We start from the raw sequence: 23081 nt of genomic DNA, 5'->3' as shown, positions 1-23081 counted from the left end.
GCCCCCACGTGCACAGTGGGTGGCGCCCGCCCTCGTCGTACCGCGGGGTGGAGCAGGAGAGGCGGATCAGGCCGTCGGGCCCATGGTCCGGCCAGCTCAGGCCTTGGAACCCGCCGTCCAGGCCGCCCAGTCCAGGTTCCAGCCGTTGAGGCCGTTGTCCGGCTTGATCGTCTTGTCCGGGGAGTTCTTCACGACGACGACGTCGCCGACCATCGAGTTGTTGAAGAACCAGGAACCCGGGGTGTTCGGGTCGTCGGCACCCTTGGCGTCCGCCAGGCCCACGCAGCCGTGGCTGGTGTTGGCGCTGCCGAAGATGCCCTTGCCCCAGTAGTTGCCGTGGATGAAGGTGCCCGACGTGGACAGCCGCATGGCGTGCGGGACGTCCTTGATGTCGTACTCGCCCTTGCCGTCGTCGTCCGTGAAGCCGACGGTGGCGCCGTCCATCCGGGTCTCCTTGAACTTCTCGGAGATCACCATCTTGCCGTTGTACGTGGGGTTGTCGGGCGCACCGGCCGAGATCGGGATGGTCTTGACGACCTTGCCGTCACGCGTGACGGTCATCTGCTTGGTCTTGACGTCGACCGTGGAGACCTGGTTGCGGCCCACGGTGAACTTCACCGTCTTGTCCTGGACGCCCGTGATGCCGTCGCCACCCTCGACGCCGTCCAGCGCGAGCTTCATGGTGACCTCGGAGCCGCCCTTCCAGTACTCCTGGGGGCGGAAATCGAGGCGCTGGGCGTCGAACCAGTGGCCGACGACCTGCTGGCCGCTGCTGGAGGTGACGGTGATGCCGTCCTGGACGGCCTTCTTGTTGGTGATCGCCTTGTCGAAGCGGATCGAGACCGGCATGCCGACGCCGACCTTGGAACCGTCCTCCGGCGTGAAGTTGCCGATGAAGCTGTTCTTCGGGGAGACGGTGGTGAAGGACCGGTTCTCGTGCGCGGCACGGTTGTCCGCGTCCACGGCGGTCGCGCTCAGCTTGTAGACCGTGGCGCGCTCCAGGCGGCCTTCCGGCTGCCAGCTGGTGCCGTCGGCGGAGAGGGTGCCCTTGACCGCCTTGCCGGCCGCGTCCGTGAGCTTGACCTCGGTCAGCTTGCCGTCGGCGACGGTGACCTTGGTGTCGTTGTTGATGCCGACGTTCGTGGCGCCGGACTTGGGGGTGATCTCTATTCGGGCCTTGGAGGTGTCCTTGGCGGCTGCCGCGTCGGCCTGCTCCTGCGACTTCTTCGGGCTGTCGGCACCGCTGCCTTCGCCCTTGCCGTCGTCGCTGCATCCCGAAAGCACCAGAACGCCGCCGAGCAGCGCGGACGCGACCGTCAGACCCCTGCGTCGCTTGCTGTCCGTGATCACACGCTTCTCCATCGTTGCCGAAACCCCGCGATTCCCCGGGGGCTGCTGACCGGGTACCCCGGCGACCGGACGCCGAGACCCCTGACGGGCAGCACTTCCCCTGTCAATGCTGTAACAACCCCGGTCCGGCCGACTCCGTTCCACTTCTGCCAAAAGTGTGGGCAACGCCACTACCGGGGGAGCTCCGCCCCGCAGGACGCTCCCTCATCGACGCTACGCCGCCCCTTTTGCCCCCGCTCGGGCGGGGTCGGGCGGGGAGCAAGGGCGACTGGGCCCGGCTCCGGAGGGATCCGCCGGGCAGCGTCTTGGGCCTTTTGTTCTGTTTCGTAGGGGCGGAACGAAGAGTTCCATCCCCTCACGTCTTTCCCCGGACCCGCTGCTTTCATTAGCATCGGCGCGCACGACCAATTCGCGGGTGCCTCAAGGGGGATCGATACCGTGGCCGCACTCCGACCGCTGCTGACCGCCACCGCCGCCGGTGGGCTGCTGGCCGCGCTGTGGTTCGTCCCGTCGGCGAACGCGACCGGGGAAACCCCGGAGCAGGCGCGGAAGACGCAGAAGACCCACCAGGCACAGCAGGCCTCGGTGGACACCGCGCCGAACCGCCCCGGTGTGCAGACGGTCGGCTCAGGCCCGGCCGCCGGCACTGCGCCGGCCGACGCGAACGCCGACGCACACCTCGCCCTCGCCGACACCGGGAGCGTGGACACCACCCCGTACCTCATCGGCGGTACGGCGTTCCTGGGCATCGGCGCGGGCTTCGTGACGTACTCGGTCCGCCGAAGGGGCGGGGCGGGCGGCGGCGCACTGATCTGACGGCCCGGACTCTGCGTTCCCGTACGACATCCCGTCTCAGGCTGCCCGTCGTCTCAGGCTGCCCGTCGTCTCAGGCCGTCCGTCGTTTCAGACCTGTTCCTCGTCCAGCGCGGCCAGATGCTCGTTCATCGTGCGGTGCAGGTCGTTCAGGAACGTCTCGAACTGCCGTAGCTGCTCGGCCGGGTACCGGGACAGCATCGTCTCGACGCGTACCCCGAGCGGCTGGAAGAACTCGTCGGCCAGCCGCTGGACGCGCGCGCTGCCGCGCAGCGTGACGATGCGCCGGTCCTGGTGCTCCCTGCTGCGGACGGTGTGTCCCGCCTTCTCCAGCCGGTTGAGCAGTGCCGTGGTGGCGCCGGAGGAGAGCGAGATGCGTTCGCCGAGGCGGGCCGGGGAGAGGGGCCGGCCGTGCTCCTCGGCGTACAGGATCTGGATGAGGGCGGTGGCGTCGGTCAGGTGCAGGTCGAGCCAGGCGGCGAACCTGCGGCCGACCTCCTGGTAGTCCGCACCGTAGATCCGCAGCCCCTCGGTGAGCCGGTCGCGCTGCTCGGCGAGGGTGCCGCCCTGGGCCGGCGCCGTGCCCGCAGGCAGGTTCGGCCCCTGGGACCGGTTCGCATCCTCGGACCGGTCCGCGTCCGTCGAGTCCATCGGGGCTGTCCGCCTTCTCTCCCGTACCGGCGCACCGGTCCCGCTTCTCCCCCGCCAACCTACCGGCCGCCGCCCACCGGAACCTCCCGGGTTTCCTCCGCCGAGGTCGTGGTGCGCACCCCTGCCGAGGGGATGAACGCGCTGGCGGCCAGACCGAGGACGAGGAAGCCGGCCGCGACGTAGCCGCCGAGGGTGATGCCCTCGGTCATCGCCCAGCGGGCGGCGTCGGCGGCCTGCGCCGTCTGCGGGTTCTGGGCGAGCGTGCCGATGGCTGCGCCGGCGCTGTCGGTGACGGCGTGGGTGAGGCCGTCGGCCTGCGCGGCGGGCAGGCCGAGTCCGTCCAGCCGGTCGCCCAGCTTGGTGCCGAGGGTGGTGAAGAACAACGTGGTCAGTACGGCGATGCCCAGGGCGGAGCCCAGCTGGCGGAAGGCGCTCTGGATGCCGGAGCCCTGTCCCGCGCTCCGCTCGGGGATCTCGGCGAGGACGACGTTCGTCACCTGCGCGGTGGCGAAACCGACGCCGATTCCGTACAGGAAGAGCACGAGCGCGACGGTCCACCACGGGCTGTCGGTGGCGGCGATCAGTCCGAGTCCGGCCAGTCCGGCGACTTCGAGGGCGAGTCCGGTACGGAGCTGGGCGAGTGCGCCGAGGCGGGCGGCCAGGCCGAAGCTGGCGCCGCTGGCGACGAAGCTGCCGATCGCGATGGGGACGAGGGCCAGGCCCGCCTGGACGGCGCTGTAGTCCAGCGTGAACTGGAGCCACAGCGGCAGCACGGCCACGATGCCGAACTCGCCGAGGCCGATGATCAGCGTCGCGATGTTGCCGTTGCGGAAGGAGGCGATGCGGAAGAGGCGCACGTCCATCAGGGCGCGGGACGGGTCGTCGCTCCTGGTCAGGGCCGCCTGACGGGTGAGGAAGGCGAACATCGAGGCGACGGACAGCGCCAGCGCGACCAGGACCGGCGAGGGGCCGCCGTCCCAGTGGAAGCCGAACAGGTCCAGCGGGCGGACGGTGGCGAACCAGCCGTACGTGCGCCCCTCGACGAGCCCGAAGGCGAGCAGTCCGAGGCTCAGCACGGAGAGGACCGCGCCGATGACGTCGATCCGGCCCTTGGTACGCGGGGACGGGGCCAGGTACAGGACGGCGCCGACGGCGATGAGGACGGACAGCGGGATGTTGATGCCGAACGCCCAGCGCCAGGAGGAGTGTTCGGCCAGCCAGCCGCCGAGGAGCGGGCCCAGCGCGGAGGCCGCGCCGATGGTGGAGCCCCAGACGGCGAAGGCCTGGCCGCGGGCCTTGCCGGTGAAGGTGGCGTTCAGCAGGGACAGCGAGGTCGGCAGGATCATCGCCCCCGCGGCCCCTTGCAGGAACCGGGCGGCGATCAGCAGTTCGCCGCTGGGCGCCAGCCCGGCCAGCGCGCTGGTCGCACCGAAGAGGACGACACCGGCGATGAAGATCCGCCGCGCGCCGACGAGGTCCGCGAACCGGCCGACCAGCAGGAGCAGGGCGGCGAAGACGATCGCGTACGACTCCTGGATCCACTGCGCCTGGGCGGAGTTGACGTCCAGGTCCTCGATGACGGACGGGACGATCACGTTGACGATCGTGGTGTCGACGACGATCAGGGCGACGCCGAGGGCGATGGCCACCAGGCCGAGCCAGCGACGGGCGGCGGATCCGGTGCTGGGGGGCGGGTCTTGCGCGCTCACTATGCCTCCATGGTGAAGTAATTCCACCATGAAGGTAACAGGTGGCTGTGCGGGATCGCCACTGTGCGGCCGGGGAGGGGGGAGCACGGCGGAGGCTCGGCGTGGGGCGGACGGGTCCCGGTGCGGTCCGGGCGGCGGGATCCGGATGTCCGTCCGGGCGCACGAAGGCGGGATCCGGATGTCCGTCCGGGCGCACGAAGGCGGGATCCGGATACCCGTCCGGGCAGACGAAGAGGGGCGCCCGGCGGTGTGCCGGGCGCCCCTCCTGTCCTTCGCGGTGCGGCGGGCTTACGCCAGCTTTCCCGTGACCGGCTCGACGGCCGCGACCAGCTCACCGCTGCGTACGAACGCATCGGCGGCGGCCAGGTCGGGCGCCAGGAACCGGTCGGGGCCCGGCCCCTGCACGCCCGCGGCGCGGACCGCGGCGATGACGGCCTGCGAGGCGGGTGCCGGCGTCAGGCCGTGGCGCAGCTCGATGCCGCGCGTCGCCGCGTACAGCTCGACCGCCACGATCCGGGTGAGGTTGTCGATGGTGGTGCGCAGCTTGCGCGCCGCGGACCAGCCCATCGAGACGTGGTCCTCCTGCATGGCGGAGGACGGGATGGAATCGACGGATGCCGGATTCGCGAGCCGCTTCATCTCGCTGACCAGGGCGGCCTGGGTGTACTGGGCGATCATCAGCCCGGAGTCGACGCCCGCGTCGTCCGCGAGGAAGGCGGGGAGGCCGTGGCTGCGGTTCTTGTCGAGGAGGCGGTCGGTGCGGCGCTCCGCGATCGAGCCGAGGTCGGCGGCGGCGATGGCGAGGAAGTCCAGGACGTAGGCGACCGGTGCGCCGTGGAAGTTGCCGTTGGACTCCACGCGCCCGTCGGGCAGCACCACCGGGTTGTCGACGGACGCGGCCAGCTCCCGTTCCGCGACGGTGACCGCGTACGCGAGGGTGTCCCGGCCCGCGCCCGCGACCTGCGGCGCACAGCGCACCGAGTAGGCGTCCTGGACGCGCGGGGCGTCGTCCTGGTGGTGCCCGGTCAGCTCCGAACCGGCCAGCACCCGCAGCATGTTGTCGGCGGACGCCCCCTGTCCGGGGTGCGGGCGGATGACGTGCAGCTCGGGCGCGAGCACCTTCTCGGTGCCCAGCAGCGCCTCCAGGCTGAGCGCGGCGGTGATGTCGGCGGACGTGTAGAGCCGCTTGAGGTCGGCGATGGCCATGATCAGCATGCCGAGCATGCCGTCGGTGCCGTTGAGGAGGGCGAGACCCTCCTTCTCCTTCAGCTCGACGGGGGTGATCCCGTGCTCGGCGAGCAGCTCACCGGCCGGTCGGACCACTCCGTCGGGACCCTCGGCGTCACCCTCGCCCATCAGTGCCAGCGCGCAGTGCGACAGCGGTGCGAGGTCGCCGGAGCAGCCCAGCGAGCCGTACTCGTGCACCACCGGGGTGATCCCGGCGTTGAGCACGTCCGCCATGGTCTGCGCGACCTCGGGGCGTACGCCGGTGCGCCCGGACGCGACGGTCTTCAGCCGCAGGAACATCAGTGCGCGCACCACCTCGCGCTCGACCCGCGGACCCATGCCGGCCGCGTGCGAACGCACGATGTTGCGCTGGAGCTGGGCCCGCAGCTCGTGCCCGATGTGGCGGGTGGCGAGTGCGCCGAACCCCGTCGAAACCCCGTACACCGGCTCGGGCTTCGCGGCCAGCGCGTCCACGATCTCGCGTGCGGCGGCGAGCGCGGCGACGGCGTCGGCGGAGATTTCGATACGGGCGTTGCCCCGGGCCACGGCGATGACGTCGTCGACGGTGGTGCCGGAGGTACCGAGCACGACGGTGGCGGGAGTTCCGGGGGCGGCGAGGGTGTGCATATCCATATTCAGGAGCCTACGTTTTGAATGCCTGGCTGTCACTAGTGGTCGGTGGGTGGGCCCCTTACCGGGGGATGGGGGTGTGGCGGTCGGTGAGGTCGTAGATGTCGTGGCCCCGTGTACGCGGCGGACACCTACGTCGTCCTCCGCCGGAACCCGTCACCCCGTTGAACCAGCCGCCACCCGCCGCAGCATCCGCCCGCACCGCCGTGCGTACGCCCGTTGGAGCAGCCGCGTCACCGGCCCGCCGGCCCGGGCGTACCAGGCGGCGGGCCGGCTGAAGGCGCGCACGGTGAACCACACGCTGCCGTCGTCCGCCGTCTCCACGAGGAACGCCTCCTCACCGCACTCGGGGTGCCCGGTGAGCGTCCCGTACGCGAACCCGGCCCGGCGCTCCTCGTCCACCGCCCACACCACCCGGCACGGGGCCTTCACGCGCCACCTGCCCACGCCGATCCCCACGACCACGCCGACGCCGGGCGCGGCCACTTCGGCTTGCGCGTCGATGCGCACGCCGACGTCCCGGTGCATCCGCCACTCCAGCACGGCTGCCCCGGCGGCCCGTTGGACGTGCGGTCCGGCTCCGAGGGCGACCCGTACGAGCAGGGGCCGGAAACCGGCGGGGCAGGGCGTGCTGCCGTGGCGGGTGGTGCCCACCTCCGCGTACGTGTACTCCGGCGCGCGGCCGGTCCCGTCACGCACGGCGGAACAGCGCCGTCCACAGGAAGCTCTCTCCGAAGGAGGCGGAGGCGGCGGGTTCGTCGCGCATGCGCCGCAGCTCGACCTCCTCCAGTCCGGGGACGGCGGAGAAGATCCGGCGAAGGGCGTCCGGGGTGTACGCGAGCCCGCCGTGGAGCTGGGGCGCGGCCTGCCCGTAGAGCTCGGCATCGGGCACCTCGCACCCCATCCCGCCCTCGCCCGCCGCGAAGCAGGTCAGCGAGAAATGGCCGCCGGGCGCCAGCAGCCGGTCCAGCAGGGCGAGATGGCTGATGCGGCGGTGCGGCGGCAGGTGGTGGAAGCAGCCGGAGTCGTGGATCAGGTCGTACGGGCCACCGAAGAGACCCGGGCCGAGCGGGGCACCCGGGCGGGCGGGGTCGTCGACACCTTGTGCACCGGGCGAGGTGAGCGCGAAGGCGTCGCCGCAGTGGAAGCGGAGGCGGGCGCGGACCTCGGGGGCCGCCTCGCGCGCCCGGTCCTCGGCCCACGCGATCGCTGCCGGGGACAGGTCGACGGCGTCCACCTCGTACCCGGCGGCGGCCAGGTGGAGGGCGTTGCGGCCGGGTCCGCAGCCCAGGTCGAGGGCGCGTCCGCGCGGCGCGACCAGGCGGCGGTCGAGGTAGGAGGCCAGGCTCTCGTCCGGCTTCTGGACGAAGAACGGAACGGCCTTGCCGCGGTCCGCATAGAAGCCGTCCCACCAGCCGGAGGCACTCTCCGTCCAGCGGTCCGCCTCCTTCGCGAACAGGCCGTCCAGCAAACCGAATACGTCGTCGACGGTACGGATCCCACGGGTGTCGTCACGTTCCATCAGGCCCCCCGGATGTGCGTTGCACGGTACCGGAACTCTACGAGGAGGCGGGGGGAAAGGCCAGGTCAGATGGCGTATGACGGCGAGTGGGCGCGCCCCTGCAAGGGTGCCTGCCGACTCCTGCCCCGGGGCCCGGCCGGACGGGCCCCGCCGAGGCGCGGCACCGCGGCCCCGCCCCCTTTCAGGGCCTCCACGAGCCTTTCCGGGGCAGCGCCGGAGAGCTTTTCCGGAGCGCCGCCGGTGGGCCTTTCAGAAGCGCCACCGGTGGGCCCTTCCATGCCCGCCGTCCATACTCGCCGGTGCGCCTTTCCGTACTCGCCCGTGCGGCGGTAAGGGGCGCCGGTCGGTCCGGTCGGTCACGGGTCCAATCGGTCACCGGTCCAATCGGTCACCGGTCCCGGTCGCCCGCCCGGTGCTCACCGCCCGCTCCCCTGAAGCGGCGGCGGTCGCCACCCCGCGTCGGGCCGTTGCGGAGGGACTCCGCCAGGGGGAGCACCGTGCCGTCGCGGCCGGCCACCACCGGCCGGGGGGAACGGGCGGCCTTCGCCCGGTACTGCGCCGCGTCCGCCAGCCGGAACAGCCGGCGGGCCGACGTGACCTCGCCGATCGGGTCGCCCGTCGACGCGACGCCGCACGCGACGCCGTCCCCGTACTCCAACTCGAGTGCCCGTACGCACAGTTCGTCCGCCACCGCGACCACTTCGTCCGCCCCGGGCCCCACCGACAGCAGGCAGAACTCGTCGCCGCCGAGCCGGGCGGCCAGGGTTCCCGGGAGCATCGCCCCGCACAGGGACAGCACGCTGCCGAAGCGTTCCAGCAGGCGGTCGCCGGTGGCGTGGCCGAGGGTGTCGTTGACCTGCTTGAGGCCGTTGACGTCGCAGACGACCAGGCTGACCACCGCGCGCACCGTGCGGTGCGCCTCCAGTGCCTCGTCGAGGCGTATGTCGACGGCGCGCCGGTTGGCGAGGCCGGTCAGCGGGTCGGTGAAGGCCAGCTTCCGGACCTCCTCCAGCCGCTCGGTCTGGACGATCCCGGCCGCGATCACCGACGCGAGTACGGTCGCGAAGTCCGCGTCCGCCCGCCCGAACACCGGCCGCCCGGGCTGCCGGGCCACGTACAGCTCGCCCCACGCCCTGCCGTGCAGCACGATCGGCGCGACCACGCAGCAGCCCCGCCCGCGCCGCCGCAGCGCGGCCACCCGCTGGTGGCAGTAGCCCGCGTCCTGGGACTCCACGCCATCGGCGTCCGCATCCCCACCAAGACCACGGCGGCTGCCCTCCGCAGCACCACCCCCGCCACGGCCCCCGTCTCCACCCTCCGCGTGACCACCTCGGCCTCGGTCCCGGCCCCCGCCGCCCCCGGTCGCCGTCGTGCAGGAGTCCGCCCGGCCCGGCAGGCCGTCCGCCGTCTCCACCCAGGCGTTCGGTTCCCCGCCGCCCGCCCACTGCTCGTGCAGGAACTCGGTGATCTCAGGGAACTGGTGCACCGGATACGTCTCGTCGTCGGGGAATTCCACCTCGCCCGGCACCCTGTCCCCCTCGTTGACGAGGACCCGGAGCCGGCCGGCCTCCCGCTCCCAGACCGAGAGCGCGGCGAAGCTGCCGCCCAGCGCGTCCCGCGCACCCAGCGCAGCCGCCCGCCAGCTCTCCCGCTGGGTGTGCGCGGCCGCCATCGCCTGTGCCAGCGCGACCACGGCCCGCACCCGTACGTCCTCACCCATTCGTACAGGTTAGGCCCGTTTTGCACGTTCCCCCTCCCGGCGCGGCAGTCGCTCCGGGAGTCACCTCACCGCGGCGGAAACCTCACTCCCCCGGCCACTGCGGCTTCCGCTTCTCGTTGAACGCCGCCACGCCCTCCGCCCGGTCCCCCGAGAACGCCACCGAACGCCAGGCCGCGTCCTCCACCTCGAGACCGGCCCGCAGGTCCAGCCCCTGCCCGAGCCGCAGCGCCTTCTTCGCGGCGCGCAGGCCGACCGGGGAGTTCGCCGCCATCCGGGCGGCCAGCGCGAGGGCCTCCGCGCGGGCGTCGTCCGACTCCGTCAGTACGTCGACCAGGCCCAGCCGCACCGCTTCGGCCGCCTCCACCCGGCGCGCGGTGAACACCAGCTCCGCCGCCCGTGCCGCCCCGACCCGGCGCGGCAGCAGCTGCGTACCGCCGCCGCCGGGGATGACGCCGACGGACACCTCCGGGAGGCCGACCACGGCACTCGCGTCGGCCACGATCACATCGCAGGCGAGCGCCAGCTCGTACCCGCCGCCGAGGGCGAACCCGTGCACGGCGGCGATCGTCGGCATGGGGAGGTCGAGGACACCGGTGTACGCGGCACGGGCGGTGGGCCGCTGGCGGACGAGTTCGGCGTCGGTGAAGGAGTTGCGCTCCTTGAGGTCCGCGCCGACGCAGAAGGCGCGGTCGTTCGAGGAGGTGAGGACGGTGGTACGGACGGTGGGGTCGGCGGCCAGCGCGTCGCAGGCGCCCGCGAGGGAGGCGGCCATCGCGCTGGACACCGCGTTCATCGCCTTGGGCCGGTCGAGTACCAGCTCGGCGACATGGCCACCGTCACCGTGGCGTCGTACCGCTACGAATTCTCCGTACCGCTGCTCGCCCATGTCTGCCACGACTGCACCCTCCCGGTTAACGATCGTTTCCGAAAGGATCCTAGACACGCGGTCAAGGGCTCAGGCGGTGTCGGGCTTCGCGCGGCGGGCCAGCATCCACGGCTCCACTATCCCGAGACCGCGCACCGGCCGCTGCCACATCGGCTGGAGGGCGAAGCGGTACGTCGGGGACTCGGTGCCCTCCTGGGCCGCCTTCTCCGCCTCGGTCGCGGCCTCCGCCTCGGAGACGGGCGCGTCACCGGTGCGCGACAGCTCCTCGGCGAGCGCGCCGTCGACCAGGACGGTGTCCTTGGGAGCTATCGAGGTGAGCCGGCTGGCCAGGTTCACCGTCGTACCGAAGACGTCGCCCATCCGGGTCGTCACGGTGCCGAAGGCGATGCCGACGCGCAGGGCGGGCATGGTCTGGTCGTGGGAGAGCGTCTCGATGAGGCGCAGCGCGATCTCGGCCGCCGTACCCGCGTCGTCGGCGCAGTAGAGGACCTCGTCGCCGAGGGTCTTGATGAGCCGCCCGCCGTGCGCGGCCACGAGGTCGGCGCAGGTGGTCTCGAACGCCTCGACCAGCTCGCCGAGTTCCTCCTCCTCCAGACGGCGGGTGAGGCGGGTGAAGCCGACCAGGTCGGCGAAGCCGACGGCGAGGCGCCGGTCCACCATCTCGTCGTCGTCGGCGGCCTGGACGACCCGGCCGGTCGCGGCGGCGAGCTGGCGCCGCCACACGTAGACCAGGAACTCCTCCAGCTCGGGGAGGAGGAGCTCGACCAGGGGGTAGGTGACCTCGGTACGGGTCATGCCGGGCTCGGGGGGCTCGGTCAGCCCCTCCAGGAAACTGTCGATCTGCCACTCGGCCAGTCGGGCGGTGGTCTGCCCGGTCGACCGGGCCACCTGCACCGCCATCGGCTCGCTCAGCAGCCCCGCCTCGACGAGACCGGCCAGCCGCCGCAGGGCCAGTACGTCGGCCTCGGTGAGGGCCTTGGCCTGCCCGATGTCCGGGAAGCCCATGGCCCGCCAGAACCGGGACGCGAGGTCCATCGAGACACCCGCGGTACGGGCAGCCTGGAAGGCGGTGTAGCGGCGCTCGGCCCCGAGAATGAGCTGTTCGAGCCGGATGGCGAGCGGGTCGGCCGAGGGCACGGCGGTGTGGTCGACCTCGTGGAACACGGGGGAGGCGCTCTGCCCGGCCCCCGGTTGCGGGGTCGCCGGAGTAGAGGGGTGGGGGTCCGAGTCCCCGTCGGACGTGGTGTCCTCGACGGTCACCTGCCGCCTCCTGCCCGTTCCCTGCGCACTGCTCTGCCGCCGCCTGTCGATCTGTCGCCCGACCCGCTGAGGCGGGTCGGGTCAACGATACGGCAGATGTGCCGTGGCTCACTCCTGGTGGCACGCGTGACCTGTGACGCGTCCCGGCCGCCAGGAAACAGCACCCCTGCGCGCCCCGACCGCCCCCGCCCGGAAGGACCACTCGCGCGCCCCGACCGCCTCCGCCCGGAGGTACCACCCCCCGCACGCACCGGCCGCCCCCGCCCGGAAGTACCACCCCCGCACCGGCCGCCCCCGCCCGGGGAGCCGCTCCCCCACGCATCCGGCCGCCCCCGGCTACCCCTGTGGCCGCAGATGGACGATGTCTCCCGCGCCGACCGGCCGCTGCACCCCCTCCGCCGTGCCCAGCACCAGCCGTCCGTCGCCGTCGACCGCCACCGCCTCGCCCGTGAGGGTGTGGCCGCCGGGGAGTTCGGCACGGACCGTGCGGCCCAGGGTGGAGCAGCCTGCCGCGTACGCCTCCTGGAGGCGGCTGCCCGCCGGGTCGCCGCCCGCCGTACGCCAGTCGCCGTACCACTGTTCGAGGGACCGGAGCACGGCGCGCAGCAGCGGGTCGCGGTCCAGTGAGGCCGCGCCCGCCAGGGCGAGCGACCCGGCCGTCGGGACGGGCAGTTCGTCAGCGCTCAGCGAGACGTTGAGGCCGACGCCGACGACGACGCCCTCCCCCACCCGCTCCGCGAGGATGCCGCCGGCCTTGCGCTCCTCGCCTTCCACGGTCACCAGCAGGTCGTTCGGCCACTTCAGGGCGGTGTCCACGCCCGCCGCCCGGGACAGCGCGGTGGCCACGGCCACGCCGGTGAGCAGCGGCAGCCAGCCCCAGCGTTCGGCGGGCACCCCGTCGCCAGGCTCCAGGTACACCGAGAAGAACAGTCCGGACCTGGCGGGCGCCGTCCAGCTCCGGTCAAGACGGCCGCGCCCGCGCGTCTGCTCCTCGGCGACCAGCACGGCCCCTTCCTGGAGGGAGCCGGCCCGCCCGGCCAGGTCGCTGTGGGTGGAGCCGGTCGTCGCGACGACGTCGAGGGAGCTCCACAGGGAGCCCTCGCGCACCAGGGCGCGCCGCAGTGCCGCGGCGTTGAGCGGCGGCCGTTCGAGGTCGCTCCAGCGGCCGCCGGGCGCGGCACGGCCCGGGGTGCCGTCCGGGGTGCGGCCGGGCGTGCCCTCCGGGGTGCGCCCGGGTGTGCGGCCCGCGCCGGGGTCCGGCGTGCTGTCCGAAGCATCAGGGGGAGGCGTCATGCAACCCAGCCTAGGTGTGGCATACGACGCACTGCCGACCGGCAGTCCCGCCATTACGCTACGGACCAGTAGCCGTCCGTACCGTCTCGCTGTCGACACCGTGCAGTTGACACCGATCGAGGCGTACGCAGCCGAAGCAGGGAGCCGCACCCTCGTGTCCGAAGCCGCAGAGCCCGCAGAGACCGCCCGCAATTCCGATCAGAACAGCCACACCACCGCAGGGAAGATCGCGGATCTGCGCCGCCGCATCGAGGAGGCCACGCACGCGGGGTCCGAGCGTGCGGTGGAGAAGCAGCACGCCAAGGGCAAGCTGACGGCCCGCGAGCGCATCGAACTCCTCATGGACGAGGGTTCGTTCGTGGAGCTGGACGAGTTCGCCAGGCACCGCTCCACCAACTTCGGCATCGAGAAGAACCGCCCGTACGGCGACGGCGTCGTCACCGGTTACGGCACCGTCGACGGCCGCCCGGTCTGCGTGTACTCGCAGGACTTCACCATCTTCGGCGGCTCGCTCGGCGAGGTGTACGGCGAGAAGATCGTCAAGGTGATGGACTTCGCGCTGAAGACCGGCTGCCCGGTCGTCGGCATCAACGACGGCGGCGGCGCGCGCATCCAGGAGGGTGTCGTCGCGCTCGGTCTGTTCGCGGAGATCTTCCGCCGCAACGTGCACGCCTCCGGTGTCGTCCCGCAGATCTCGCTCATCGTCGGCCCGTGCGCGGGCGGCGCGGTCTACTCCCCCGCGATCACCGATTTCACGGTGATGGTCGACCAGACCTCGCACATGTTCATCACGGGTCCCGACGTCATCAAGACGGTGACGGGTGAGGACGTCGGCTTCGAGGACCTGGGCGGCGCGCGCACCCACAACACCACCTCCGGTGTCGCGCACCACATGGCGGGCGACGAGAAGGACGCCATCGAGTACGTCAAGTCGCTCCTCTCCTACCTGCCCTCGAACAACCTCAGCGAGGCCCCGGCCTTCCCCGAGGAGGCGGACCTGGAGACCACCGACGAGGACCGGGCGCTGGACACCCTGATCCCGGACAGCGCCAACCAGCCGTACGACATGCACACGGCGATCGAGCACGTCCTGGACGACGGCGAGTTCCTGGAGACCCAGGCCCTGTTCGCGCCGAACATCCTCACCGGCTTCGGCCGCGTGGAGGGGCACCCGGTGGGCATCGTCGCCAACCAGCCGATGCAGTTCGCGGGCTGTCTGGACATCAACGCGAGTGAGAAGGCCGCCCGCTTCGTACGCACCTGCGACGCCTTCAACGTGCCCGTGCTCACCTTCGTGGACGTGCCGGGCTTCCTGCCCGGCGTGGAGCAGGAGTACAACGGCATCATCCGGCGCGGCGCCAAGCTGATCTACGCGTACGCCGAGGCGACCGTCCCGCTCATCACCGTCATCACCCGCAAGGCCTTCGGCGGCGCGTACGACGTGATGGGCTCCAAGCACCTGGGTGCGGACCTCAACCTGGCCTGGCCGACCGCCCAGATCGCCGTCATGGGCGCTCAGGGCGCGGTGAACATCCTGCACCGCCGCACCATCGCGGCCGCCGACGACCCGGAGGCCACCCGCGCCGAGCTGATCGCCGAGTACGAGGACACCCTGCTCAACCCGTACGTGGCGGCGGAGCGCGGCTACGTCGACGCGGTGATCATGCCGTCGGACACCCGTGCGCACCTCGTCCGCGGTCTGCGCCAGCTGCGCACCAAGCGCGAGTCGCTGCCGCCGAAGAAGCACGGCAACATCCCGCTCTAGCCCCTCAGCCCCATCCGGAAGCCACCGCAAGGGAGTTGGCCATGGCCGACATGATCAAGGTCGTACGGGGCAACCCGACGCCGGAGGAGCTGGCCGCCGCACTGGCGGTGGTCCAGGCGCGCGCCGCGGCCTCGGGCACCGCGGCGCCGGAGCCGGACGCCCCGGCCTCCGCCTGGTCCGACCCGTCGAGGGTGGCCGCCCACCGGCTGCCCCGGCCCGGACCGAGCACCTGGGGACGCACGTACTGGCCCTCCTGAGCCGGCACGTACGGGCAGTCCGAATTAGTCATTCCGCACTGTGGCGCCTGAGTACACGTACTCAGGCGCCACGGATGTCCCGGCAGCACTATCGAAGGCATGCTGTGGTCCGATCCGAAGAATGAGCCCCCCGAGGAGCTCCGCGACATGCAGGCGATGCTGCGCCGCGCGGGGCTGCTGCTGGCGGTGGCGATGGTGGTGCTGATGATCGTGGCGGGAGTGCACTGAAGCGGTGTGCCGAGGAGTGCGCGCTGCGGCCGGGGCGCGGTGGTGGCGCGCCGGTGCCGTGCCGCGCTGCTCCGCGCCCGGCCCCGGCCCCGGCCCGGTCCCGGGCGGCCCCGCGCACTGGCTAGCCTGGTGCCATGACTTCTTCGCGCCGCCTCGTCCTCGGTTCCGCCTCCCCCGCCCGCCTGGGTCTGCTGCGGCAGGCGGGGCTCGCACCCGAGGTGATCGTCAGTGGCGTCGACGAGGACGCGCTGAGCGCCCCCACGCCGGGTGAGCTGGCCCTGGTGCTGGCGACGGCGAAGGCGGACGTGGTGGCCGCGCTCCCGGAGGCGGCGGGCGCCCTGGTGATCGGCTGCGACTCGGTCCTGGAGCTGGACGGGCAGGCGCTCGGCAAGCCGGACGACGCCGAGGACGCGACGGCCCGCTGGAAGTCCATGCGCGGCCGCTCCGGCGTGCTGCGGACCGGCCACTGCGTCATCGACACCGCCACCGGCCGCCGTGCCTCCGCGACCGCGTCCACCACCGTGCACTTCGCCGAACCCTCGGACGCCGAGATCGCCGCGTACGTGGCGAGCGGCGAACCCCTCCACGTGGCCGGGGCGTTCACCCTGGACGGCCGCTCCGCCCCCTTCGTCAGCGGCATCGAGGGCGACCCGGGCAACGTCATCGGCCTCTCCCTGCCGCTGCTGCGCACCCTGCTCGCCGACCTGGACGTGGCGATCACCGACCTGTGGGCCTGAGGGACACGACGTCCCGCGAGGGCTGCGGGCCGTACAGCAGCAGGCTCAGTACGAGCAGGCCGAGCACGGCCATCAGACAGCCGAAGGCCCACCAGCCCACCAGGCCGACCGACAGCGCGCCCAGCACCCCGTGCACCACGGCGGCCACCACCAGCAGGACGCGGCCGAGCCGACCGGGGGCGCGGTCGGTGACCCCGGCCCGGATCAGGAAGAACGCACAGGCGGCCAGGTAGAGGCCGCAGACGGCGCCGAGGGCGAAGGTGGCGCCGGAGACCGCGTCGGGGTCCGAGCCCGCCAGGGACATGGACTGGTTGGCGACCACCTTGCCGAGCACGAGGTGGACGAAGACGACCGCGACGGCCTCCACGAGGAGCACACCGCCCGTCAGCACGGCTGTCGGCCTGCGGGCCATGCGCCCCACCTGCTTTCCGGTGTTACCGCTCGTTACCTGCGACTGCCGCAGGCTACTAACGGGTAACAGGTTCAACAAGGGGTGGGGCGCGGCTCGTGGCGCGCTGGCGCCCCGGCAAAGAAAGCCTTGGCCTCTCGTAGGGATCCCACAAAGATTCCCCCCGCCCCGCTGGCCGCCGGAACAGAGACCTTGACCACATCGCGGCACTACTGTGCGAGGTGGCAAGCCGTCGTACCGTGGTACGACAAGGGTCTTCACGGCCGGAGCGACAGTCGGATCACCCTGCGTGTGGGCAAGCTCACCCATGGGGGCTGCTCGTGCGGTCGTGTCGGCAGTCCCTAAACTCAGCATGTTTCAGCGAAGCCTTTCGGCACGATGATCCGCCGAGCTCCCTGGCTCGGGTGAATCCGGCCGGGGGACCGGGGTTCGACCCGGGACTACAGACACAGCATGGAGGGAGCCATCGTGCGCAAGGTGCTCATCGCCAACCGAGGCGAGATCGCTGTCCGCGTCGCCCGCGCCTGCAGCGACGCCGGTATCGCGAGCGTCGCCGTGTACGCCGAACCGGACCGGGACGCTCTGCACGTCCGCGTGGCCGACGAGGCGTTCGCCCTGGGCGGTGACACCCCGGCCGCCAGCTACCTGGACATGGCCAAGGTGCTCCAGGCGGCGAAGGACTCGGGGGCGGACGCCATCCACCCGGGCTACGGATTCCTTTCCGAGAACGCCGAGTTCGCACAGGCGGTGCTCGACGCGGGTCTCACCTGGATCGGCCCGCCGCCGCAGGCCATCCGCGACCTGGGCGACAAGGTGGCGGCCCGTCACATCGCACAGCGCGCCGGCGCCCCGCTGGTCGCGGGCACCCCGGACCCGGTCTCGGGCTCGGACGAGGTCGTCGCCTTCGCGCGGGAGCACGGGCTGCCGATCGCGATCAAGGCCGCCTTCGGTGGCGGCGGCCGCGGCCTGAAGGTCGCCCGCACCCTCGAAGAGGTCCCCGAGCTGTACGACTCGGCGGTGCGCGAGGCCGTCGCCGCCTTCGGCCGCGGCGAGTGCTTCGTGGAGCGCTACCTCGACAAGCCGCGGCACGTCGAGACCCAGTGCCTGGCCGACCAGCACGGCAACGTGGTCGTCGTCTCCACCCGTGACTGCTCGCTCCAGCGCCGCCACCAGAAGCTGGTGGAGGAGGCGCCCGCGCCGTTCCTGACGGCCGAGCAGAACGCCGAGCTGTACGCGTCCTCGAAGGCGATCCTGAAGGAGGCCGGCTACGTCGGCGCCGGCACGGTCGAGTTCCTGGTCGGCATGGACGGCACGATCTCCTTCCTGGAGGTCAACACCCGCCTCCAGGTCGAGCACCCGGTCACCGAAGAGGTCACCGGCATCGACCTGGTCCGCGAGATGTTCCGCATCGCCGACGGCGAGGAGCTGGGATACGACGACCCGGCGGTACGCGGCCACAGCTTCGAGTTCCGTATCAACGGCGAGGACCCGGGCCGCGGCTTCCTGCCCGCTCCGGGCACGGTCACGTCGTTCGCACCGCCGACGGGCCCGGGTGTCCGGCTGGACGCGGGCGTCGAGTCGGGCTCGGTCATCGGCCCGGCCTGGGACTCCCTGCTGGCCAAGCTGATCGTCACCGGCGCCACCCGCGAGCAGGCCCTCCAGCGGGCCGCCCGTGCGCTCGCCGAGTTCCAGGTCGAGGGCATGGCGACGGCGATTCCCTTCCACCGCGCGGTGGTCGCGGACCCGGCCTTCACCGCCTCGCCCTTCCGGGTGCACACCCGCTGGATCGAGACGGAGTTCGTCAACGAGATCCCGCCGTTCGCCGTCCCCGGTGCCGAGGGCGACGAGGACGAGGCGGGGCGCGAGACGATCGTCGTCGAGGTCGGCGGCAAGCGCCTGGAGGTCTCCCTGCCCTCCTCGCTCGGCATGACGCTGGCGCGGACCGGTCTCGCGGCCGGTGCCAAGCCGAAGCGGCGTGCGGCGAAGAAGGCGGGCGCGGCCGCTTCCGGCGACAGCCTCACTTCGCCCATGCAGGGCACGATCGTCAAGGTCGCGGTCGAAGAGGGACAGCAGGTCAACGAGGGCGACCTGATCGTCGTCCTGGAGGCCATGAAGATGGAGCAGCCGCTGAACGCGCACCGCGCGGGCACCGTGAAGGGCCTGACGGCCGAGGTCGGCGGGTCCGTCACCTCCGGCGCCCTCATCTGCGAGATCAAGGACTGACCCGGCTCGTCCACGGGACGGCCCGCGGGGCCTCTCGTACGACAAGGCCGGTACGAGGGCCCGCCTCCCCCCGGAGGGCGGGCCCTCCGCCGTTCCCGGCGGGCAGCGGCCGGGGCCCCGGCGCGTGGTCCGGGCAGGGTGCCAGTGGCATGCTGTGAGCATGGCGACCACCAGTCCCCCCACCACCCCCGCCGTGCCCACGCCCCGCCCGATGCGGGCGGACGCCCGGCGCAACTACGGCAAGCTCCTGGCCGAGGCCCGTAGCGCGTTCGCCGAGCACGGCACCGACACCTCGCTGGAGGAGGTCGCGCGCCGCGCGGGGGTCGGCATCGGTACGCTCTACCGCCACTTCCCGACCCGGCACGCCCTGCTGAGCGCCGTGTTCCAGGAGGCGGTGGACGAACTTCTCGCCCGTGCGGAGGAGTTGTCCCAGGACCCCGCCCCGTGCGAGGCACTGGTCAGCTGGCTGCGCGCCATCATCACTCATGCGAGTGAGTACCGGGGACTGGCGCGGGCCCTGATGGCGGCCTCCGCGTGCACGGACGGCACCGGGGAGGGCGCGGCGATGACCGCGTGCAGCATCCCGATGCGGGAGGCGGGCACGGTCCTGCTCCTGCGGGCGCAGGAAGCCGGTGCCGTGCGCCCCGACGTACCGATCCGGGACCTGATGCAGCTGACCAACGCCATCGCCCTGGCCGCCGAACAGTCGCCCGGCGACCCGGAGTTGGCGGACCGCCTGCTCTCCCTGGCCGTACGCGGCCTGCGCCCCCGCTAGCCCCGGTTGCTCCGGGTGCCCCGCTAGCTCCGGATGCCCCGGCCGGTGGAATCCGGCCGGGCATTGCCTAGCGGCGTCGCATATCGGCCACTCTGGCCCGCTCAGCGGGCGACTGCTGCTCGGTGAGGGCGGCCGCACTGCGCAGCTGCGCCCCCGGCCCGCCGGGGTGGGTCCTGCGCTGTCCCGGCAACGGCATGTCCCGGCGTGGCTGCCGGCTCCCCGCCGGGAGCCCGTCACCGCCGGGCCCGGCCCCGGACGCTCCGGGCCCCGCTCCCGCGACGGCGATCTGCACGCCCTGGTCGGCGAGCGCCTGCAACTCCGTTGCCGCGCGCTCGTCGTGGGCGCCGGGATCGTCGGTGACGAGCCGGGTGATGACGTCGGTCGGCACGGTCTGGAACATGGTGTCGGTGCCCAGCTTGGTGTGGTCCGCGAGGACCACCACCTCCGCCGCGGCCTGCACCAGCGCCCGGTCCACACTCGCGGAGAGCATGTTGGACGTGGAGAGCCCGCGCTCCGCGGTCAGACCGCTGCCGGAGAGGAAGGCGCGGGACACCCGCAGCCCCTGGAGGGACTGCTCGGCACCGCTGCCGACCAGCGCGTAGTTGGAACCCCGCAGGGTCCCGCCGGTCATGACGACTTCGACACGGTTGGCGTGTGCCAGCGCCTGCGCGACCAGGAGGGAGTTGGTCACGACGGTCAGCCCGGGGATCCGGGCCAGCCGTCTCGCCAGCTCCTGAGTGGTCGTACCGGCGCCGACGACGATGGCCTCCCCCTCCTCCACGAGCCCCGCGGCGAGGTCGGCGATGGCCGTCTTCTCCGCGGTCGCGAGGTGGGATTTCTGCGGGAAGCCGGACTCGCGGGTGAACCCGCCCGGCAGCACCGCACCGCCGTGCCGGCGGTCGAGGAGTCCTTCTGCCTCCAGCGCCCGCACGTCCCGCCGTACGGTCACTTCGGAGGTCTGGACGACGCGGGCGAGCTCACGGAGCGAAACCGCCCCGTTGGCCCGCACCATTTCGAGGATCAATTGACGACGTTCTGCAGCGAACACGAAACTGACAGTAACCTGAGCGGCCGATAGTTTTCAGCAGTTTGCGCCGGATAACAGAAGTTGGTCGCAAACAGCACTCAGGAGTGGTATATGGCCGTCGGCCGGGGCGAGTTCGGGCCCCGGCCGGTCAACCGGTCCGCGCGGGAGCTCAGTTGTCGCCCGCGCTCTTACGGGTGTGCAGCTGGCGTGCCACCTCGGCGATCGAACCCGACAGCGACGGGTACACGGTGAACGCCTTCGCGATCTGTTCGACGGTCAGGCTGTTGTCGACGGCGATCGAGATCGGGTGGATGAGCTCGCTGGCCCGCGGCGCGACCACCACACCGCCGACCACGATCCCGGTGCCCGGGCGGCAGAACAGCTTCACGAAACCGTCCCTGATGCCCTGCATCTTGGCGCGCGGGTTGCGCAGCAGCGGCAGCTTGACGCCGCGCGCGTCGATCCGGCCGGCGTCCACGTCGGCCTGGGTGTAGCCGACGGTCGCGATCTCGGGGTCGGTGAAGACGTTCGAGGAGACCGTCTTGAGGTCCAGCGGGGCCACCGCGTCGCCGAGGAAGTGGTACATGGCGATACGTCCCTGCATGGCGGCGACGGACGCCAGGGCGAAGACGCCCGTCACGTCTCCGGCCGCGTACACGCCGGGTGCGGTGGTCCTGGACACCCGGTCGGTCCAGATGTGCCCGCTGTCCTTGACCTTGACGCCGGCCTCCTCCAGGCCCATGCCCGCGGAGTTGGGAATGGCGCCGACCGCCATCAGGCAGTGCGAGCCGGAGATGACACGGCCGTCCGCGAGGGTGACCTCGACCCGGTCGCCGACGCGCTTGGCGGACTGGGCGCGGGAGCGGGCCATGACGTTCATGCCGCGGCGCCGGAAGACGTCCTCCAGCACGGCGGCCGCGTCCGGGTCCTCACCGGGCAGCACCCGGTCGCGGGACGACACGAGGGTGACGCGCGAGCCGAGGGCCTGGTAGGCGCCGGCGAACTCGGCACCGGTGACACCGGAACCGACCACGATCAGCTCCTGCGGGAGCTCGTCGAGGTCGTAGACCTGCGTCCAGTTGAGGATGCGCTCGCCGTCGGGCTGCGCGTCCGGGATCTCGCGCGGGTGGCCGCCGGTCGCGATCAGCACGGCGTCGGCCGTCAGCCGCTCCTCGGTGCCGTCGGCGGCGGTGACCACCACGGTCCGCGAACCGTCGTTGGCCTGCTGGCCCTCCAGCCGGCCCCGGCCCCGTACGACCCGGGCGCCGGCCCGCGTCACGGAGGCGGTGATGTCGTGCGACTGGGCGAGCGCCAGGCGCTTGACCCGTCGGTTGACCTTGCCGAGGTCGACGCCGACGACGCGCGCGCTCTGTTCCTCCGGCGGGGTGTCGTCGGCCACGAGGATGCCGAGCTCCTCGTACGAGGAGTCGAAGGTCGTCATCACCTCGGCCGTGGCGATCAGGGTCTTGGACGGTACGCAGTCGGTGAGAACCGACGCCCCGCCGAGTCCGTCGCAGTCGACGACGGTCACCTCTGCGCCGAGCTGGGCGCCCACCAGGGCCGCCTCGTAGCCGCCGGGTCCGCCGCCGATGATCACGATCCGGGTCACGAAAAGTCCGCCTCGCGTTCGCTTAGTGCTGAAGTTCGCCTGGGTCCGCTGCACCCGCACCGGCCGCCCGGACCGTCTGCCGCCCCGGCTGGGGTGCTGGGGGGTCGCCCCGGAGGAGTGCGGTACGTGCTTCATTGTCCCGCACGCGGGCACGGGCTTCGCCCCGGGGCCCTCCATACGGGAACCCGGACGGCACGACGGTCGTTGTTCCTGGCCCGCGCCGCGCGCACGCCGCGCCCGGGCCGTCCCGCCCCCTCCCGTGCGCCCCGTCGCGCACGCGCGCCCGCCCGCATCCCGCTCGCACGGGATCACCGGCGTTTCCTCCCGCACCGGCGCCCCTCCCGTACCCTCGGACGCATGTCGCTCTACGCCGCGTACGCCGGCAACCTCGACGCGCGGCTGATGTCCCGCCGCGCACCGCACTCGCCGCTGCGCGGCACGGGCTGGCTCAACGACTGGAGGCTGACCTTCGGCGGTGAGCAGATGGGCTGGGACGGCTCGCTCGCCACGGTGGTCGAAGCCCCGCGCTCCCAGGTGTTCGTGGCGCTCTACGACATCGCTCCGATGGACGAGGACTCCATGGACCGGTGGGAGGGCGTCGGCCTGGACATCTACCGCCGGATGCGGGTCCGCGTGCACACCCTGGACGGCGAGGAAGCCACCTGGATGTACGTGCTCAACGGGTACGAGGGCGGCCTGCCCTCCGCCCGCTACCTGGGCGAGGTGGCCGACGCGGCCGAGTCCGCAGGCGCCCCCCACGACTACGTCATGGAACTCCGGAAGCGCCCCTGCTGAGCTCCGCCGCTCACCACTGCCCCGTCACCTTGGGCGGCGGGGCCGCCGCCCGGGGGCGAGTGGGGCCTCCCCTGCTCGAGCGAAGCCGAGAGCTTGGGGAAGGGCGGGCAAGGGGCGGCCCCCGGCGGAGTCGAACACCCCGGTCCCGCCCACCCCGGGCGGACCCGCACCACCCGGTCCCGCCCACCCCGGCGG

The 23081-nt window shown here is 72.4% G+C and carries 21 protein-coding genes; 8 read left to right on the top strand and 13 right to left on the bottom strand.

From position 1 onward, the window contains the following. Positions 1-96 precede the first annotated feature (96 nt). On the bottom strand, positions 97-1362 hold the full coding sequence (locus ACFWVV_RS13530) for an Ig-like domain-containing protein (protein ID WP_384351518.1): 1266 nt from the start codon (positions 1360-1362) through the stop codon (positions 97-99). A 417-nt stretch (positions 1363-1779) separates the two neighbouring features. On the opposite strand from ACFWVV_RS13530, the gene ACFWVV_RS13525 reads away from it, so the two are divergent. After that, complete coding sequence (locus tag ACFWVV_RS13525) at positions 1780-2166, top strand: hypothetical protein (protein WP_384351584.1); 387 nt, start codon at positions 1780-1782, stop codon at positions 2164-2166. A gap of 87 nt (positions 2167-2253) precedes the next feature. On the opposite strand, the gene ACFWVV_RS13520 is transcribed toward ACFWVV_RS13525, so the two are convergent. The 9 genes from ACFWVV_RS13520 to ACFWVV_RS13480 form a co-directional block, all read right to left on the bottom strand. Continuing rightward, entirely contained in the window at positions 2254-2814 is a 561-nt protein-coding gene (locus ACFWVV_RS13520; protein ID WP_384351521.1) for a MarR family winged helix-turn-helix transcriptional regulator, read from the bottom strand. A gap of 59 nt (positions 2815-2873) precedes the next feature. Next, on the bottom strand, positions 2874-4553 hold the full coding sequence (locus tag ACFWVV_RS13515; RefSeq protein ID WP_384351524.1) for a DHA2 family efflux MFS transporter permease subunit: 1680 nt from the start codon (positions 4551-4553) through the stop codon (positions 2874-2876). A 258-nt stretch (positions 4554-4811) separates the two neighbouring features. Continuing rightward, positions 4812-6377 (bottom strand): histidine ammonia-lyase, encoded by a 1566-nt coding sequence (hutH, locus tag ACFWVV_RS13510; protein ID WP_384351587.1) that lies wholly within the window; start codon positions 6375-6377, stop codon positions 4812-4814. Between the two features lie 159 nt (positions 6378-6536). Next, positions 6537-7079, bottom strand: coding sequence for a DUF1990 family protein (locus ACFWVV_RS13505; protein ID WP_384351527.1), 543 nt, complete (start codon positions 7077-7079; stop codon positions 6537-6539). Continuing rightward, positions 7072-7902: a class I SAM-dependent methyltransferase gene (locus tag ACFWVV_RS13500; protein ID WP_384351529.1), complete on the bottom strand. Its 831-nt coding sequence runs from the start codon at positions 7900-7902 to the stop codon at positions 7072-7074. The genes ACFWVV_RS13505 and ACFWVV_RS13500 overlap by 8 nt, the downstream gene beginning before the upstream one ends. 388 nt (positions 7903-8290) lie before the next feature. Further along, positions 8291-9622, bottom strand: coding sequence for a diguanylate cyclase domain-containing protein (locus tag ACFWVV_RS13495; protein WP_384351532.1), 1332 nt, complete (start codon positions 9620-9622; stop codon positions 8291-8293). 82 nt (positions 9623-9704) lie between these two features. Continuing rightward, the gene (locus tag ACFWVV_RS13490; RefSeq protein WP_384351590.1) at positions 9705-10508 is read right to left on the bottom strand and encodes an enoyl-CoA hydratase/isomerase family protein; all 804 of its coding nucleotides are present in this window, start codon (positions 10506-10508) and stop codon (positions 9705-9707) included. 69 nt (positions 10509-10577) lie between these two features. Then, positions 10578-11768 carry an adenylate/guanylate cyclase domain-containing protein gene (locus tag ACFWVV_RS13485; RefSeq protein ID WP_384351535.1) on the bottom strand — a complete coding sequence of 397 codons (1191 nt, stop codon included), beginning with the start codon at positions 11766-11768 and terminating at the stop codon, positions 10578-10580. Positions 11769-12104: 336 nt separating this feature from the next. After that, entirely contained in the window at positions 12105-13061 is a 957-nt protein-coding gene (locus ACFWVV_RS13480; RefSeq protein ID WP_384351538.1) for a biotin--[acetyl-CoA-carboxylase] ligase, read from the bottom strand. On the opposite strand from ACFWVV_RS13480, the gene ACFWVV_RS13475 reads away from it, so the two are divergent. The 4 genes from ACFWVV_RS13475 to ACFWVV_RS13460 all read left to right on the top strand — a co-directional run bounded on the left by ACFWVV_RS13475 (position 13060) and on the right by ACFWVV_RS13460 (position 16048). After that, a complete protein-coding gene (locus tag ACFWVV_RS13475; protein ID WP_384351541.1) occupies positions 13060-14826 on the top strand; it encodes an acyl-CoA carboxylase subunit beta in 1767 nt (588 codons plus the stop codon). The genes ACFWVV_RS13480 and ACFWVV_RS13475 overlap by 2 nt on opposite strands. 50 nt (positions 14827-14876) lie before the next feature. After that, positions 14877-15083 (top strand): acyl-CoA carboxylase epsilon subunit, encoded by a 207-nt coding sequence (locus ACFWVV_RS13470; RefSeq protein ID WP_384351593.1) that lies wholly within the window; start codon positions 14877-14879, stop codon positions 15081-15083. A gap of 99 nt (positions 15084-15182) precedes the next feature. After that, positions 15183-15311 carry a morphogenic membrane protein MmpB gene (gene mmpB, locus ACFWVV_RS13465; RefSeq protein WP_384351545.1) on the top strand — a complete coding sequence of 43 codons (129 nt, stop codon included), beginning with the start codon at positions 15183-15185 and terminating at the stop codon, positions 15309-15311. 134 nt (positions 15312-15445) lie between these two features. Then, a complete protein-coding gene (locus ACFWVV_RS13460) occupies positions 15446-16048 on the top strand; it encodes a Maf family protein (RefSeq protein ID WP_384351548.1) in 603 nt (200 codons plus the stop codon). Here the strand turns inward: ACFWVV_RS13460 and ACFWVV_RS13455 are convergent. Then, complete coding sequence (locus tag ACFWVV_RS13455) at positions 16029-16460, bottom strand: hypothetical protein (RefSeq protein ID WP_384351550.1); 432 nt, start codon at positions 16458-16460, stop codon at positions 16029-16031. The two genes, ACFWVV_RS13460 and ACFWVV_RS13455, sit on opposite strands and share 20 nt — an antisense overlap. Before the next feature lie 465 nt (positions 16461-16925). On the opposite strand from ACFWVV_RS13455, the gene ACFWVV_RS13450 reads away from it, so the two are divergent. After that, a complete protein-coding gene (locus ACFWVV_RS13450) occupies positions 16926-18680 on the top strand; it encodes an acetyl/propionyl/methylcrotonyl-CoA carboxylase subunit alpha (protein ID WP_384351596.1) in 1755 nt (584 codons plus the stop codon). 211 nt (positions 18681-18891) lie between these two features. After that, entirely contained in the window at positions 18892-19455 is a 564-nt protein-coding gene (locus ACFWVV_RS13445; RefSeq protein WP_384351599.1) for a TetR/AcrR family transcriptional regulator, read from the top strand. Between the two features lie 67 nt (positions 19456-19522). On the opposite strand, the gene ACFWVV_RS13440 is transcribed toward ACFWVV_RS13445, so the two are convergent. Both ACFWVV_RS13440 and ACFWVV_RS13435 read right to left on the bottom strand, forming a co-directional pair. Beyond that, the gene (locus tag ACFWVV_RS13440) at positions 19523-20503 is read right to left on the bottom strand and encodes a DeoR/GlpR family DNA-binding transcription regulator (RefSeq protein WP_384351553.1); all 981 of its coding nucleotides are present in this window, start codon (positions 20501-20503) and stop codon (positions 19523-19525) included. A 148-nt stretch (positions 20504-20651) separates the two neighbouring features. Continuing rightward, on the bottom strand, positions 20652-22091 hold the full coding sequence (locus ACFWVV_RS13435; protein ID WP_384351556.1) for an NAD(P)H-quinone dehydrogenase: 1440 nt from the start codon (positions 22089-22091) through the stop codon (positions 20652-20654). 357 nt (positions 22092-22448) lie between these two features. On the opposite strand from ACFWVV_RS13435, the gene ACFWVV_RS13430 reads away from it, so the two are divergent. Next, positions 22449-22886 carry a gamma-glutamylcyclotransferase gene (locus ACFWVV_RS13430; protein WP_384351559.1) on the top strand — a complete coding sequence of 146 codons (438 nt, stop codon included), beginning with the start codon at positions 22449-22451 and terminating at the stop codon, positions 22884-22886. Positions 22887-23081 lie beyond the last annotated feature (195 nt).

The sequence above is a fragment of the Streptomyces sp. NPDC058663 genome, assembly GCF_042716745.1.
Classification (GTDB): Bacteria; Actinomycetota; Actinomycetes; order Streptomycetales; family Streptomycetaceae; genus Streptomyces.
This window is presented reverse-complemented; position numbering and strand designations above follow the sequence as displayed.

Bases quoted from the DNA above. Each gene is read 5' to 3' on its own strand.
- ACFWVV_RS13530 (WP_384351518.1), bottom strand. From the start codon at position 1,362: ATGGAGAAGCGTGTGATCACGGACAGCAAGCGACGCAGGGGTCTGACG.
- ACFWVV_RS13480 (WP_384351538.1), bottom strand. From the start codon at position 13,061: ATGACGCCTCCCCCTGATGCTTCGGACAGCACGCCGGACCCCGGCGCG.
- hutH (WP_384351587.1), bottom strand. From the start codon at position 6,377: ATGCACACCCTCGCCGCCCCCGGAACTCCCGCCACCGTCGTGCTCGGT.
- ACFWVV_RS13490 (WP_384351590.1), bottom strand. From the start codon at position 10,508: ATGGGCGAGCAGCGGTACGGAGAATTCGTAGCGGTACGACGCCACGGT.
- ACFWVV_RS13430 (WP_384351559.1), top strand. From the start codon at position 22,449: ATGTCGCTCTACGCCGCGTACGCCGGCAACCTCGACGCGCGGCTGATG.
- ACFWVV_RS13495 (WP_384351532.1), bottom strand. From the start codon at position 9,622: ATGGGTGAGGACGTACGGGTGCGGGCCGTGGTCGCGCTGGCACAGGCG.
- ACFWVV_RS13460 (WP_384351548.1), top strand. From the start codon at position 15,446: ATGACTTCTTCGCGCCGCCTCGTCCTCGGTTCCGCCTCCCCCGCCCGC.
- ACFWVV_RS13500 (WP_384351529.1), bottom strand. From the start codon at position 7,902: ATGGAACGTGACGACACCCGTGGGATCCGTACCGTCGACGACGTATTC.
- mmpB (WP_384351545.1), top strand. From the start codon at position 15,183: ATGCTGTGGTCCGATCCGAAGAATGAGCCCCCCGAGGAGCTCCGCGAC.
- ACFWVV_RS13455 (WP_384351550.1), bottom strand. From the start codon at position 16,460: ATGGCCCGCAGGCCGACAGCCGTGCTGACGGGCGGTGTGCTCCTCGTG.
- ACFWVV_RS13445 (WP_384351599.1), top strand. From the start codon at position 18,892: ATGCGGGCGGACGCCCGGCGCAACTACGGCAAGCTCCTGGCCGAGGCC.
- ACFWVV_RS13515 (WP_384351524.1), bottom strand. From the start codon at position 4,553: ATGGTGGAATTACTTCACCATGGAGGCATAGTGAGCGCGCAAGACCCG.
- ACFWVV_RS13520 (WP_384351521.1), bottom strand. From the start codon at position 2,814: ATGGACTCGACGGACGCGGACCGGTCCGAGGATGCGAACCGGTCCCAG.
- ACFWVV_RS13475 (WP_384351541.1), top strand. From the start codon at position 13,060: ATGCAACCCAGCCTAGGTGTGGCATACGACGCACTGCCGACCGGCAGT.
- ACFWVV_RS13470 (WP_384351593.1), top strand. From the start codon at position 14,877: ATGATCAAGGTCGTACGGGGCAACCCGACGCCGGAGGAGCTGGCCGCC.